Origin of the sequence: Bacillus sp. AR13-1, assembly GCF_008042285.1 — a bacterium.
GTDB classification, from domain to species: Bacteria; Bacillota; Bacilli; order Bacillales; family Bacillaceae_G; genus Bacillus_A; species Bacillus_A mycoides.
Genome location: NZ_QNUA01000018.1, coordinates 203546 through 218368, shown reverse-complemented (window position 1 = coordinate 218368; position 14823 = coordinate 203546). Strand labels below are relative to the sequence as shown.

16 protein-coding genes, 1 tRNA gene and 1 pseudogene are annotated in these 14823 nt (G+C 34.2%); 13 read left to right on the top strand and 5 right to left on the bottom strand.

From position 1 onward, the window contains the following. Positions 1 to 73 precede the first annotated feature (73 nt). The gene (odhA, locus tag DN408_RS15715) at positions 74 to 2941 is read right to left on the bottom strand and encodes a 2-oxoglutarate dehydrogenase E1 component (RefSeq protein WP_147740239.1); all 2868 of its coding nucleotides are present in this window, start codon (positions 2939 to 2941) and stop codon (positions 74 to 76) included. A gap of 826 nt (positions 2942 to 3767) precedes the next feature. Here odhA and DN408_RS15710 point away from each other — a divergent pair. The 7 genes from DN408_RS15710 to DN408_RS15680 all read left to right on the top strand — a co-directional run bounded on the left by DN408_RS15710 (position 3768) and on the right by DN408_RS15680 (position 7643). After that, positions 3768 to 3983, top strand: a complete 216-nt coding sequence (locus tag DN408_RS15710) for a helix-turn-helix transcriptional regulator (RefSeq protein ID WP_002140896.1) — start codon at positions 3768 to 3770, stop codon at positions 3981 to 3983. Beyond that, positions 3980 to 4357: a hypothetical protein gene (locus tag DN408_RS15705; RefSeq protein ID WP_002140897.1), complete on the top strand. Its 378-nt coding sequence runs from the start codon at positions 3980 to 3982 to the stop codon at positions 4355 to 4357. Before DN408_RS15710 ends, DN408_RS15705 begins: the two co-directional genes overlap by 4 nt. Before the next feature lie 28 nt (positions 4358 to 4385). Then, on the top strand, positions 4386 to 4568 hold the full coding sequence (locus DN408_RS15700) for a DUF3976 domain-containing protein (protein ID WP_002086895.1): 183 nt from the start codon (positions 4386 to 4388) through the stop codon (positions 4566 to 4568). 127 nt (positions 4569 to 4695) lie between these two features. Then, positions 4696 to 5055 (top strand): hypothetical protein, encoded by a 360-nt coding sequence (locus tag DN408_RS15695; RefSeq protein ID WP_078179205.1) that lies wholly within the window; start codon positions 4696 to 4698, stop codon positions 5053 to 5055. Between the two features lie 263 nt (positions 5056 to 5318). Then, positions 5319 to 5477 carry an SDR family oxidoreductase gene (locus DN408_RS15690; protein ID WP_078179204.1) on the top strand — a complete coding sequence of 53 codons (159 nt, stop codon included), beginning with the start codon at positions 5319 to 5321 and terminating at the stop codon, positions 5475 to 5477. Between the two features lie 32 nt (positions 5478 to 5509). Beyond that, positions 5510 to 6409 carry an ABC transporter ATP-binding protein gene (locus DN408_RS15685; protein ID WP_078179203.1) on the top strand — a complete coding sequence of 300 codons (900 nt, stop codon included), beginning with the start codon at positions 5510 to 5512 and terminating at the stop codon, positions 6407 to 6409. Next, a complete protein-coding gene (locus tag DN408_RS15680; RefSeq protein ID WP_078179202.1) occupies positions 6402 to 7643 on the top strand; it encodes an ABC transporter permease in 1242 nt (413 codons plus the stop codon). The genes DN408_RS15685 and DN408_RS15680 overlap by 8 nt, the downstream gene beginning before the upstream one ends. A gap of 642 nt (positions 7644 to 8285) precedes the next feature. Here DN408_RS15680 and DN408_RS15675 read toward each other — a convergent pair. Together DN408_RS15675 and DN408_RS15670 are read right to left on the bottom strand one after the other, a co-directional pair. Further along, positions 8286 to 8358, bottom strand: a tRNA-Val gene (locus DN408_RS15675). 188 nt (positions 8359 to 8546) lie between these two features. Further along, the gene (locus DN408_RS15670; protein ID WP_078178763.1) at positions 8547 to 8771 is read right to left on the bottom strand and encodes a hypothetical protein; all 225 of its coding nucleotides are present in this window, start codon (positions 8769 to 8771) and stop codon (positions 8547 to 8549) included. A gap of 283 nt (positions 8772 to 9054) precedes the next feature. Here DN408_RS15670 and DN408_RS15665 point away from each other — a divergent pair, with 283 nt between their 5' ends. The 6 genes and pseudogenes from DN408_RS15665 to calY all read left to right on the top strand — a co-directional run bounded on the left by DN408_RS15665 (position 9055) and on the right by calY (position 14163). Continuing rightward, positions 9055 to 9282, top strand: coding sequence for a hypothetical protein (locus DN408_RS15665; RefSeq protein WP_000251865.1), 228 nt, complete (start codon positions 9055 to 9057; stop codon positions 9280 to 9282). Positions 9283 to 9436: 154 nt separating this feature from the next. Continuing rightward, entirely contained in the window at positions 9437 to 10723 is a 1287-nt protein-coding gene (locus DN408_RS15660) for a D-alanyl-D-alanine carboxypeptidase family protein (protein WP_002126097.1), read from the top strand. Positions 10724 to 10919: 196 nt separating this feature from the next. After that, entirely contained in the window at positions 10920 to 11489 is a 570-nt protein-coding gene (gene sipW / locus DN408_RS15655) for a signal peptidase I SipW (RefSeq protein ID WP_002064334.1), read from the top strand. 64 nt (positions 11490 to 11553) lie between these two features. Next, positions 11554 to 12141, top strand: coding sequence for a CalY family protein (locus DN408_RS15650; RefSeq protein ID WP_000172837.1), 588 nt, complete (start codon positions 11554 to 11556; stop codon positions 12139 to 12141). A 161-nt stretch (positions 12142 to 12302) separates the two neighbouring features. Further along, a pseudogene (locus DN408_RS15645) lies at positions 12303 to 13127 on the top strand (DUF4047 domain-containing protein). Positions 13128 to 13569: 442 nt separating this feature from the next. Next, on the top strand, positions 13570 to 14163 hold the full coding sequence (calY, locus tag DN408_RS15640) for a biofilm matrix protein CalY (protein ID WP_002030430.1): 594 nt from the start codon (positions 13570 to 13572) through the stop codon (positions 14161 to 14163). Between the two features lie 82 nt (positions 14164 to 14245). Here the strand turns inward: calY and DN408_RS15635 are convergent, their stop codons facing one another. Together DN408_RS15635 and DN408_RS15630 are read right to left on the bottom strand one after the other, a co-directional pair. Next, entirely contained in the window at positions 14246 to 14569 is a 324-nt protein-coding gene (locus tag DN408_RS15635) for a helix-turn-helix domain-containing protein (protein WP_002030429.1), read from the bottom strand. 79 nt (positions 14570 to 14648) lie between these two features. After that, positions 14649 to 14783, bottom strand: coding sequence for an anti-repressor SinI family protein (locus DN408_RS15630; RefSeq protein ID WP_002011474.1), 135 nt, complete (start codon positions 14781 to 14783; stop codon positions 14649 to 14651). Positions 14784 to 14823 lie beyond the last annotated feature (40 nt).

Genomic DNA, 14823 nt, shown 5'->3' with positions numbered 1-14823 from the left:
GTAATCTCCATTTGTTAGCCTGGCTGTGGCAGACTATCTGCCATAGCCAAGCCTGAAAAACTCATTGTTACTTTCAGTTGCTGAAAACTTCAATTTCTTGTTTATCTTGACGGAAGTTGTACTTCACATCTAAAGCGTGTGCAACGATTAATTCTTGCTCAGCTTTGTGATCGAATGGATCGCCACCAGATGGGCTAGAACGATCTGGGCGTCCAATGTAACCTGTTTTCACTTTATCCCCAGCTAGTTCGAACAGAATTGGAGCCATGTAATGCCATGCGCCCATATTACGAGGTTCTTCTTGAACCCAAATGATTTCTTCTAAGTTTTTAAAGCGTTTAATAATAGATTGAACTTTTTCAGCAGGGAATGGGTACAACTGCTCGATACGAACCATATGAACTTCATCTAGGCTGTACTCATGCTTACCACTTTCGATTTCTGCTGCTAAGTCAATTGCCATTTTACCTGTACTTAAAACAAGACGTTTTACTTTGTTTGGTTTCGCACCAAGGTTTTCTTGTTCTAAAGCAGGTTGGAAACGTCCTTCGCTTAACTGACTAGCAGTTGAAAGCGTAAGTGGGTGACGTAATAAACTCTTTGGCGTCATAAGCACTAACGGTCGAACAGCTTCTGTTCCTAAGATAGATGCTTGACGGCGCAAGATATGGAAGTATTGTGCCGCGCTCGTTAAGTTTGCAACTGTCCAGTTGTTCTCAGCAGCTAATTGTAAGAAACGCTCTGGACGTGCACTAGAGTGTTCTGGCCCTTGACCTTCATAACCGTGTGGTAATAGAAGAACTAAACCAGATTTTTGACCCCATTTTGCTCTTCCTGCTGAAACATATTGATCAAATAATGCTTGCGCAGTATTTGAGAAGTCACCGTATTGAGCTTCCCACATCACAAGAGTTTCTGGAGCAAATACGTTGTAACCATATTCGTAACCAACAACAGCAGCTTCTGATAACGGACTGTTATGAACAGAGAATGATGCGTTAATGTTCGGTAAACGGTGTAATGGTGAATATGTTTCGTTTGTATCAGTATCGTGTAATACGATATGACGGTGCGCGAATGTACCACGCTGTGAATCTTGACCAGTTAAACGAATTGGCGTACCTTCTTGCAAAATAGAAGCGAATGCTAACGATTCAGCAAGTGCCCATTCAATTTTACCGTTCTCTTCAAGAGCATCTTTACGGCGCTCAAGAATTTTCTTCACTTTTGGATATACGTTAAAGCCTTCAGGCCAAGATAATAGTCCTTCATTAATTGCACGAAGTGATTCAATTGAAACACCAGTGTCAATCGGCTGGATTCCTTTTGCAACAACCTCTGGAACTTTAACGTGAATTGTTGCAGCACTCGTATCAGCTGGTGGCACTTGTGCGTATTCAGCCTTTAATTCCTCTTGTATAAACTGAGTAATTGTTTCAACCTCATCTGCATTCAGAACGCCAGCAGATTGTAATTGATCTGCATAAATTGCTCTTACAGTTGGGTGATTTTTAATTTTTTTGTACACTTGTGGTTGTGTAACTGCTGGATCATCCATTTCGTTATGACCATATCGGCGGTAACCGATTAAATCGATTAAGAAGTCCTTTTTGAATAGCGTACGATATTGGATCGCAAGGTTTGCAGCAGCAAGACAAGCTTCCGGATCATCAGCATTTACGTGAACAATCGGAATATCGAAACCTTTTGCAAGGTCGCTTGAATATTTAGTAGAACGAGAATCATAGCTATCAGTCGTAAAGCCGACTGCATTATTTGCGATAACATGAATAGTTCCGCCAGTTTGGTACGCATTCAATCTACTTAAGTTGAGTGTCTCAGACACAACACCTTGACCAGGGAATGCAGCATCACCATGAACTAAAATTACGAATGATTTTGTAGTATCTTGTTCTGGAAGACCAGATTGTTTACGATTCTCTTGAGCTGCGCGTGCGAAACCTTCAACAACAGGGTTAACGAACTCAAGATGACTCGGATTATTTGCTAATGTAACACGAGTGCTAACTTCTTCATTACCAACGACTTGTTCTCTACCTAAATGGTATTTCACGTCGCCAGTCCAGCCAGCATTTGCCACTGCACCTTCTATTTTTGCATGTTTGAATTCTGCAAACATGTGATTATATGGCTTTTCTAATACGTGAGCGAGTACGCTTAGACGACCACGGTGAGCCATACCAATCATGACATCTTCAACGCCGCCTTTAGCACCTTCTGAAACAATTTCATCTAGTACAGGTACAAGCATATCAACGCCCTCTATTGAGAAACGTTTTTGACCAACGAATGTTTTATGCAAGAATTGCTCGAAACCTTCAACAGCAGTTAAACGTTTTAAAAGAGCAGTTCGTTTTTTATTTGATAATGGTTGACGCAATGAATTTGATTCCACCATTTGATGCAACCACGCGCGTTCTTCACTATCTTGTATATGTGAGAATTCATAAGCTAAAGATTTTGTATAAACGTCTTTTAATCTATGAATTACATCAAGTGCAGTGTGAATACCCTCTGGTGCATCTTGCCATACTGTTTTTGCTGGAATCGCTTTCAAGTCAGCATCGCTCAGTTCGTTCATTGTTTTCTCGATAAGAGATTGTCCGTTTGCAGCATCTTCCATCGGATTAATGTGAGCCAATGTATGCCCGAAAGAACGGATCTGTTCAACAAGTTGAACGACCTTAAGAATCTTTTCAATGTTCCCTGTGTTTTGAGGAGAAAAATGTGTTGCTGTGTTGTCCCCTGTTACGACATCATCTTGAAACGAAGGAGCTCCAAAAATTTCAAAAAGCTCTTGTAATTCCGGATCAACAGAACCTGCTCCAGTTACGTAAAGATCATACTGTTCAATAACATAACCAAGGTTCGGACCATGGAACTTGGCCCAAGGGTTTGTCGTTGTATTCTTCCTCGTCATTTGTTTAAACCTCCCAATGCATATAATCCTTTTTCCATACAAAAAGGTGCATTTTGCTCTTTTCAATAATTGATGAACCAATAATCAATGTAAATGTTTTTCTTTACTCTTATGTTATTACAATAATTTACATAATACCAAACACTATTACTTATCTGTTTTGTAAAAAAACATTCACAATAACTTATCACCCAAGTTAATCTTTCATGTTATAAAGTAATTTCACGGGAAAACGGGGTGGATATATTTGGTATACCTACATTAATACCTATAATTGTTGCATTTAAATATAAGTATAACTATCAGAATGTTTCGATAAAGTTTAGTTCGAATTATGTATATTGGAATAATAAGCGCTTTCATTGATATTATACAACAATATAACGGAATATAGTATAAAAAATAAAAAATTATGAATTTACCATAAACTTTATCTCGATAGTGTTAAATATCGAAAGGAAAATGAAGGATTTCTACAAAAAAAGTGGCTATACATAAAAAATGCTTCATAAATCGTTAGTTTCTATAAATATGGCGAAAAACAACGTAAAAACAATAGCGCATTTCACCCGATAAAGAGCAGAATGAAACATTTTAAAAGGATAAAACAAATATGGAGATATTAAATTTTCATAAAAACGGAGAGGAGATATAGTAACGGCTATATACATTGTTCCATGTTTCATTTCAAAATAGACGTGCTGAATTTGAAAAAGTTTCTTCTATATAAATAGAATGAAAAATAGACGAAATGAATGTAAAGGAAACTTGACGTAAAGTTTACTTTACATATATACTCGGTATAAGGAAGGAGGGAGAAATTTCCTTGGAAAATAAAATGGTTGAATACCGAAAAAAATTTGGATTATCTCAAGAAAAATTGGCTGAGAAACTTGGAGTTTCCAGACAAACCATCATTTCAATTGAAAAGGGAAAATATGATCCATCACTTCCATTAGCATTTGAAATTGCAAAAGCATTTCAGACAACGATAGAACATGTATTTATTTATGAAGGAAAAGAAGAGGGGGAGAAAGGATGAATTATTCACAAAAGTACTTCGTTATTATGGGAATTATTTTTCTATTTATGAGTGGATTTATGATATTAACAGGTATAATGACGCATTCTGCACCACCGGCTCCAACGTATACATTGCTTGCGATGATGATTATGTGTTTTTGCTTAAGTTACTTACACCCGCAATTTAAAGAAAAAGATGAGCGAATGAAACTTATTCGTTATAAAGGAATGTTCTTCAGCTTTTTTGCATTAACCGCATATTATCTTCTTTTCTCTTTCGGCTTAAACTTAAAAATAATTACACTATCTGCTACTGAACTATTGAACATACTTATGGCACTTACGATGAGTACAGTTTTTATATCGTTTGTTGTTTTATCGAAAAGATATTAAGATGTAAAAGAGAAAGGAAGATTAACATATGCAAATGATGTATGCTTTTGGCATGGGGCTTGTATTATTTTTAGCGGTATTCTTATTTATTCGTAAAGACGTTCAAGGCGGAACGTTAACGAAACGAGGATTTTATAAAATGATCGGCTGTTTAGTTGTTATGTTTATAGCGATTATCGTAATGATCGTTTTAATAAATCAGTCACTATAGAATTTAAAAATGGAACCTTACTTTTGTAAGGTTTTTCTTTTTGAAAATAAAACTAAAAATTACCATAAAATCCATTTTCTATCTATATATTGTATTATATAATCCAATAAAATGATAGATAAGGAGAATAGTATATGAAAAAAAGGCTATCTTCTTTATAGCAATATGTCTACTACTGATAGCTAGTATTACTTATATCATATGTAACAAACGAGAACAAGTGCCACCTATGTTAGTAAGGGAGCAACAAGAATACTACGTTACGAATGAACCTGCCAAAGCAGAAGAAGTTGGGCAAAAACTTGGCGAAGTGACGAAGAAAATTGAAACAAGCAAAAAGCCTACTAAAGATAGTGAATCCAGCATATTTGAAGAAAAAACAGAAGTATTTGAAATGATTTTAGAAGAAGAGGATAAAAGGCTGCCCATACTCGTAAAAGAGCCTCATAGTGAAGAATGTAGAGTAGTAAGGCCGATGTTAAAGTAAGTACTATAATAATGAAGAAACAAATTTTTAATAGAGAGTAGTGAGCGTTATGAGATGGAAAGCAGGAACTTTTGAAAAGATAGAAGCGAATGATTTATCTATTGAGCAGCTTAAATGTGCCTATAAGTTATTTTAAAGTACATAACGAAAATTTTTCCGAAGAAACACTTTATGAAAATATTAAAATATGCAAAATTGCATATTGGTTATTCTAAATCTTATGCTAACCTTATAATGAAAAATATAACATTTGTTGGTAATGAATGATTTTTGAAGGAAATAAGTTATTAAAAAAGATTCCATATAGGAAATTTGTTGAAATTTCAGATGTTACAAATGTCATCTTATTTTTAATGTCTGATAAAAGTGATGCCATTAGAGGGCAAAATATTGTGGTTGACTATGGATATACAATTGTATAAATAAATCATCTTGGGAATTAAGGGTGTGGATAATGAGTTTACTAATTAAAGATTTAACAAAGAAATTTGACGAGCATGTTGCAGTGAATAATTTGAATATCGAGATACCAAAAGGTGAAATTTTTGGATTCTTGGGCGGGAATGGAGCAGGTAAAACGACTACATTTCGAATGATACTTGGCCTTTTATCGAAATCAAGCGGAACCATTTCATGGAATGGTAAACCTATAAATTATGGTGTTACGGATAAGATTGGGTATTTACCAGAAGAACGTGGTCTTTATGCGAAAATGACTGTCAAAGAACAAGTTAATTTTTTTGCAAAACTAAAGAACATGAAAAGTAAAGATGCAGAAAAAGAACTTCACTATTGGCTGGAGCGTTTTAATATAACTGAGCATCTGAACAAGAAGGTAGGAGAACTTTCTAAAGGGAATCAGCAAAAAATCCAGCTGATAACAGCGATTATACATAAGCCTGAACTCTTAATTTTAGATGAACCATTTAGTGGTTTAGACCCAGTAAATGTTGAAATGTTAAAAGACGCTGTTCTTGATATGCAAAAACAAGGGTCGTCGATTCTTTTTAGTTCACATCGTATGGAACATGTGGAAGAGTTATGCCAACACATTTGTATCATGCACAAAGGAGTACCTGTTGTTCAGGGTGACATTGCCAAAATTAAAAGTGATTTTGGTAAAAAGAACGTTGTAATCGTTGGCGATCATGACTTTGAACATTTGAAAGAAATAAAAGGTGTAGAAAGTATGAAGAAACGTAAAAATGCAGTTACCCTTAAAATTTCATATGAAGAAGTTTCGCATGTTTTATTTAAAGAGATAACGAAATTAGGTTATGTTAAAAAGTTTGCAGTAGAAGAGCCTACATTAAATGATATCTTTATTGCGAAAGTAGGTGCACAGCATGAATAGTTTCTGGACGATTTTTTTACAAAACTATAAATCTAAGGTAAAAGCTACATCATATATTGTTATTACAATCATGATTTCTATGTTAATTATAGGAATGATGAATTTTGAAAAAATTTATAACTATTTTGTAGGTAACGAGGAAGAGCAAGTTGTCGTTGTTACAGAAAAAGAAGAATTATATACAACAATTCAACAAGTGTTTAAAAATGTCGATAGTAAGATACATGTTAAACATAGTACGGATAAACAAAAAGCAGAATCAGGTGTTAAAGATGGTGATTATACATATGCAATCGTTGTAGAGGAATTGGATAATAAACAATTAAAGGCTACGTATATAACTGAGACAGATGTAAATCAGCAAGATGTTAGCAAGGTTCAAACTATTTTATCTCAAATACAATCTTCTAATTTCGCTCAGCAATTGAATCTATCGCAAGATGAATTAAAGGTGTTAACAACGCCAGTAGAAATACAAACCAAAACTGTTTCAGATAAGGTTAAAGATGGAGAACATACAGAGGGTGTAGGAATTTTAATTAATACCTTTATCATGCTAAATTATGTAATGATATTAATGTATGCTGCACAATTAGCTACAGATGTTGCAACAGAAAAATCTTCTCGTGTAATGGAGTTAGTTGTTTCAAGTATTTCGCCTACAAAACATTTATATGCGAAGCTCTTCTCAACATTATTGGCAGGTATTACACAAATAATAATTTGGGGCTTGGTCGCAACTGTAGGGTATAAAACAGCAATTAATGAATCGAAAAATGATATTTTAAATAGTATTGATTTAAATTCTGTTGCTCCTACTCTAGTGTTTTATGGGATTCTATTCTTCACATTAGGATTCTTATTATATGGCTCATTATCTTGTCTACTCGGCTCTGTTATTAGTCGTATAGAGGAATCTTCTCAAGCTGTTATGCCGCTGACATTTATGTTAATTGCTGCTTTGTATATCGCACTTTATGGAATGTCAAATCCAAGCAGCACGGTTGTTACCATTACTAGCTATATACCTTTCTTTACTCCTATTGTTATGCTCGTACGAATTGGATTCCTCAATATCCCAGTATGGGAGATTGCGCTTGCATTAGCGATTCTATTAGCAACAATATGTATGATGATTGGTTTAACGAGTCGTGTTTACCGCGGTGGCGTATTATTATATGGTAAAGGTGCATTCAGTAATATAAAAAAGGCAATCAAGTTAGGGAAAAAATAAGATTGGCTTATTCATATTTAAAAAGACTACATAGTTAATCTATGTAGTTCTTTGTCTAATACAATAATTTATATATATAAATTATTGTATTAGACTATTTTTTAAAGAAAACTTTAAAAAGCTCCCAAGAAGAGAGTGAAGAATTGAGTTCTGGCGAACAACGCAGAGCTATGATTGATATAATTTATGTCTTTCTCAAAAATTGAGGAAAAGAAGTAGGGGAAATGGTATAAATATAATATTAGCGATTGATGAACTGGAAGTTTCACAGAATCTTACGCAATGTTTCAATCGAAATGAATATAAGTTGAAAGAAGTTGATATATTTACTGCTTTTTGAAGACATGTTGAATATTACAAGTTTAGAATCGCACTTTGCTATATCACGGTGAACGATATTATAAATAGAAGTAAATCACATAAAATAAAGTTAGCTTAGATTGAATTTTTTTGTCTAAAATATTGACTCAAATCTAATAAGAGATTTAAAATCATAAGTCTATTTTCATATGAAAAATTAATCGTTAACCAAAAGAGAGCTATTGATCAAATCTTGAACAGTATATAAAAAATTTATTATAAAAATAATATATTGATTTGCTACATAAAGAAAGCCCCGTAACTATCAAGGGGTTTCTCATATGATCCCGACTGGCCTCGAACCAGCGACCTCCACCCTGTCAAGGTGGCGCTCTCCCTGCTGAGCTACGGAATCTTCAAAAATGCGTATGTAACAGCATCTTTAATCTTTATGCTAAAGTAATTATATATAATTAACTGAAATTTTACAATATTTTATATTAATGTTTTGATGGGAAAATAGTTGGAATCACGCTAGTAGTGTATTAAGGAATATATAAGTAGAGAATTTAATGAAAAGTGAGTTCGAATAAAGCGGTTCTATTATTTTTTTCGATACCAATCCAAAGGACCTTCATCGCTTAAGTCAACAAGAAAAGGGAATAAGAAGTGTAAAGGTAAGCTTATAAGTTCTGGCATAGCGTTCAATGTTTTCCTTGATAGATATTGTCTTCCGAAGCAATACGGACAATCTTTTTCAAATGTCATGAGTATCGACCATACATCTTTTACTTTCCACTTCGTTTTACAATATGTACAACGCGCCATGGAGTTCCTCCTCATTTTAAGGTGTTTTCTAATATATTCTATTTGATCGTACTAAAGTCAAGTGTAGTTGGTGTGATAGAATATAAGTTGGTTTGTTTTTTTATATGGATGTATTCCGTAATTTATGACTAAATGAATGTAGTGTGAGGGTTATATAATAAGAGATTTTCATTTTTAATATGCAAATTGGCCAATATATCCTTTTTACAATTTTCAAGAAATCATGTATAAAAGAAGTACAAGATATTTATAAATATTCAGAAGTAGAGGGAGAATTATTGTAATGGTAAGAAAAACGTTCAAGATGCGCGTATCTAGAAATAGAACGATTTCGATTAATGGCTCAATTCTTGATGTGGATGTTACACATGATGAGTTTTTACAAGAGTTTGTTGAGTGGGTCGATTCTAAAGGTTGGTCGTTTATGGGGATGACAGATGAGATTACACCTGAGGAAGCTAGTCAAAATTTAATAGACTCATTGATTGATGAGAAGGATAAGAAAGAGTAATTCCTTCTTATTTTTTGTTGTATATTTATGTTCCTAATCGTAAAAGTGTGATATAGTAAAAAAAGTGAATATTCTTCCAAATTAATACAAATTACATATAGGTTGGTAGAGGTATTTTATAGAATGTGAAAGTAAAGGGAAAAGGGAGAGTCATATGGTAAATTTTAAGAAAATTTCGGTTTTTGTTATGGTTATTTGTTTATTTTTTTTGACACCTATGACGTTATATGCTGAGACGAATATTGGAGTAAATCCGGAGCAAGTGGCACCTCCACCTGCGGAAGGGCCGAATGTTTTTAGTCAGTTTGCGACTACGATTGATGCGAAAACAGGAGATATGTTGTACGACAAAAATGCACATCATCGTGCGTTCCCTGCTAGTATGACGAAAGTGTTAACGGCGATTTTACTGATGGAGCATACGAAGCCAGAGGATCAATTTACGTTTTCACAATTAGCATTAGATCAAGAGAAGAGTAATTATCAAATTGAGTTTCACCCTGGTGAGACTATTAATAGAAATACTGCACTTATGATTTTAATGGTGCTGAGTGCGAATGATGTGTCGTATGCGATTGCGGAGCGTATTGGAGGAAGTGTTGAAAACTTCGCCAATATGATGAATGAAAGGGCGAAGCAATTAGGGGCTAAAGATAGTCATTTTGTAACGCCAAATGGATTGCATGATCCAAATCATTATACGACGCCATATGATATGGCCATGATTACGAGAGGTGTGCAAAAGTATCCTGAAATTTTACAAGCGATGAATACGAAAAGAACGACGGTTACGACATCTACGCAAACAGTTTCTATTTTTAATAAGTCTACTTATTTTGAAAATCCATATAGTATGGGTGGTAAGACAGGATTTACGAATGAAGCACGCAATACGCTCGTTTTATTAAATGAGAAGGATGGTAATCGTATTATAAATGTAGTAATGGCTTCTCAAAGACCTGAAATTTATGAAGATTTGAAGCAGATGGCGGAATATTCTTTTGGGCAATTTACGAAGCAAACTGTACTAGATAAACATAGTTGGCACCAAAAGGCAAAGTATTTAAATAAAGATGTTGATTCTGAGCTGGAAAAAAGTGCAGAGCTTATGCTAAAGAAAGATGAAGGGAAAAATATAAAAACGGCTTTTCGGGTTAATTCAGTGGATAAAGAATCTTTGTATCAAAAAGGAATTCATCGCGGTGAAGTAGTTGGTGCGGTAGATATCATAAAGAATAATCAAACGATTGCGACTATAAATGTTCTTTCAAAAGAAGATGTTACTTTTGCGATGCCTAAAAAAGATACAGTTGCACCTGAAGTAAAGGAATCGAATGTGAAAGTGATAAGTGTTGGAATAGGTGCGATTTTATTATTTGGAGCGATTTTATATGTAGTGCTGCGCCGAAATAACCAAGGGATGAAATCAGAAGAAAAATAAATTGCTAGTAGACCGTGATGAGATTTTGTCACGGTCTTTTTTGTATGCATTTCAAAAATGATTTAACTAATAATTGTAAATTTTCTTATTGCATTTCCAAATCGTTCGTTATATTATTTACTTGTGTTCTTGTTAGAGAACTAAATGAATATTGTATACTTCAAATAACATAAAACAACGGAGAGGGAGAGAGACGATGAAATTAATTTGGAAGGTGATTAGCAACGTTATCTCATTTGTTTTATTTGCGGTAATGGTTTGTTTAGCTTTTGTAGTTATTTCTTCAAAAGCGAGTGGCGGGGATCCAACAGTGATGGGATATCAGTTTAAGAGCGTTCTTTCAGGATCGATGGAACCAACATTTTTAACAGGATCAATCATTGCGATAGAGCCAACGAAAGATGGTTCTAAATATAAAAAAGGTGATGTTATTACGTTTAAAGAGAAAGATGACAAAATTATCACTCACCGTATTATCGGTGTGAAAGATACAAATGGAAAAGTAATGTATGAAACAAAAGGGGATAACAACAACGGACCAGATTTAGCACCAGTACTTGCAGAGAATGTAATTGGAAAGTATGCAGATATTACAGTTCCATACGTTGGTTATGGACTGAATTATGCGAGTTCAAAAGCGGGAGCAGCATTACTTCTCATTATTCCTGGAGTCTTTTTACTTGGCTATTCCGCAATTTCTATTTTTGGCGCTATTCGTAGCATTGACGGAGAAAAGAAAGATAAAAAAGTAGAACAATCCGTCTAGTTCGTTTGGTTATACTTTCCGTTTAGGAAGTTAACAAATATATATATATTAAGGGGATATGGACATGACTTTAAAGAAAAAATTAGGAATGGGTATCGCATCAGCAGTATTAGGAGCAGCATTAGTTGGTGGAGGAACATTTGCATTCTTTAGCGATAAAGAAGTGTCAAATAATACATTTGCGGCTGGTACGCTTGATTTATCATTAAATCCATCAACAGTTGTTAATGTATCGAATTTAAAACCTGGTGATACAATTGAAAAAGAATTTAAACTAGAAAATAAAGGCTCTTTAGATATTAAAAAGGTTCTATTAAAAACAGACTATAATGTAGAAGATACGAAGAAAGATAATAAAGATGATTTTGGTAAACATATTAAAGTAACATTCTTAAAAAATGTAGATAAGCATGAGACGATTGTGAAAGAAACTACATTAGATAAATTGAAGGGTGATACACTTACAGCAGTAAATAATGATTTAGCTGCTTGGTTCTGGGATGAAAAAGGTATTTCTGCAGGTAAATCTGATAAATTCAAAGTGAAATTTGAATTCGTTGATAATAAAAAAGACCAAAATGAATTCCAAGGCGATAAGTTACAATTAACTTGGACGTTTGATGCACAGCAAGGCGATGGTGAAACGAAATAATAATGACAACAAAAAGAGACTATCAAAAGTGGTAGTCTCTTTTTGTGTTAAAAGAGAAATGTAAAAAGAAACATAATTTTTATATCATTTTGTAATTCACTTTATTATAATAAAGGTATAGTTCTTGATAAAGAACAAGTTGTTCGATAGGAGAGATTAAAATGCTGAAGGCACCTCGCAAATTCAAAAAGATGCTTATATTGCCATGTTTGTGCTCTATTACTTTTTATTTAGGTTCTCAAATGATGACTTATACAGAGGCAGCTTTCATTCATGAGACGAAAGTGCAGGCTACTATTTCTACAGCAAGTATTTTTCCAAAAACAGTTGATCAGTTGACAGAACAAGCTAAGCAACATAAGGAAGTAATTTTGCATGAGTATGAAGAGATGAAATCGAAAGTAACTTTCACTTCCACTCAAGAATTAGAACAGGCGCTTGTTACGTGGAAGCAAGGACGTGAGAAAATTGTTACTGAGAGGGAACTGTTACAAAAGGTATATGTATCAATAGAAAATCCTTATAACAAAGTGAAAGAAGAGTTAAAGGGAAATAAAAGTGAATCTAATAAGCAAGTATTCTCGTATGTGAATGCTGGTTTTCATATAGTTAAAGAGCACTGTGAGTATGTTGATAAAGAGGTTAATTTACAGGTGATTGATAAACAAATTCAAGCTTTTGAAAAATTATTAGTAGATGAAACAGCAAAGCAAGTGAGTGAGGCTGAGAAGCAAAAGAAATTAGAAGAGAGTAAGAAGCAAGAAGAAGCGAAAAAGCTAGAAGAGAGCAAGAAACAAGAAGAGGCGAAAAAGTTAGAAGAGAGTAAGAAGCAAGAAGAAGCGAAAAAGCTAGAAGAGAGCAAGAAACAAGAAGAGGCGAAAAAGCTAGAAGAGAGAGAAGCAGGAAGAGGCGAAAAAACTAGAAGAGAGTAAGAAGCAAGAAGAGGCGTAGAAGAGAGTAAGAAGCAGGAAGAACAGAAGGAATAGTAAGTAAAATACAGCAGCATTTCGGAAGGAATAAATACAATGATAAGACAAATAGGTGAGAGAGCCTTACGACTCACCTATTTGCTTTGTTTTTCTTATTTCACTATTCGTGGGTATAGGTCTTCACCTAAAAATTTAACGAATGCGAGGAAGTTAGTTGGCAGCCCACCGCTTGGTGAAGGTTAATGATCAGTGGGGATGGACAGAAAAACACTGATTAAGGTTTCACTTTATTTCTCAATACTTTTCTGAAAAAAAGGAAAAAATGTTGAGAAATAAAAATAATCAAAATATATATTGTATTTATATAGTCTTGTTCGTTATAATGAACTTAAGGTTTTAAAAAAAGAACAAATATTAGCTAAGCTAATATAGTTTTAGTTACACCTCTTATTTTGAAATAAGAGATAAAAATACAAAAAACAGCTAGGGGGAATTGATTGTGAGTCTGAAAAAGAAATTAGGTATGGGAGTTGCATCAGCAGCATTGGGGTTATCTTTAATTGGTGGAGGAACATTCGCTTACTTTAGCGATAAAGAAGTATCAAACAATACATTTGCAGCTGGGACGTTAGATCTTACATTAAACCCTAAAACGCTTGTAGATATTAAAGATTTAAAACCAGGGGATTCTGTTAAGAAAGAGTTCTTATTAAAGAACGACGGTACTTTAGCAATTAAAGATGTTAAATTAGCGACAAAGTATACTGTGAAAGATGCAAAAGGTGATAATGCTGGTGAAGACTTCGGTAAGCATATTAAAGTGAAATTCCTTTGGAACTGGGATAAACAAAGCGAGCCTGTATATGAAACAACTTTAGCTGATTTACAAAATGCTGATCCAGATCTTTTAGCTAAAGACATCTTTGCTCCTGAGTGGGGAGAAAAAGGTGGCTTAGAAGCTGGTACAGAGGACTATCTATGGGTACAATTTGTATTCGAAGAGAATGGTCAAGATCAAAACAAATTCCAAGGCGATTCATTGAACTTAGAATGGACATTCAATGCTAACCAAACAGATGGAGAAGAAAAATAATAAATAAAAAAAGCGGGGGATTCCCCGCTTTTTTTTATAAAGAAAAAAAGAAGTGCCCGTTTTAAGCACTCTTTTATATGTATTATTGTTGATTTTTCTTCCATTGTGTAAATTCGAGAAATTCACGAAACTGTTCTTTTGAGACACCAGAGCTCATCGCATCTTTAACGAGCTGTGTCCATTCGGAGTCTAGGTGACCCTCCGTTGTTGTTTCATCGTGAAGTAAAGTATCAACTGGAATTTGTAGAACAGCTGCAATTTTTTCAAGAAACTGAATAGAAGGGTTTTTTTGTAAATTCCGTTCTATAGAACTAATGTAAGATTTAGCGACACCAGCTTTTTCGGCGAGTTCTGTTAATGAAATGCCTTTTTGTAAACGAAGGCGTTTTATACGTTCTCCTATCATATTTGCGCACCTTTCTATCAATATGTAGTCGTCTTATGATGTGATTATTATAACATAAACTTCGTTAAAAAGAACGAGGCTATTGAGCCTGGCTCGTATGCTTCATACGTTGAAAAAAGTGTTCAATATCTTGCAGGGCAATGCCAGCATCTAGAGCTTCAAGTATTAAATCAATCCATTCTTGATCTAGTGAGTCAGCCTTATCTTTGTACAAATGTAATTCCTCCCTAATTAGTGGTCATAATCGCTGCTAC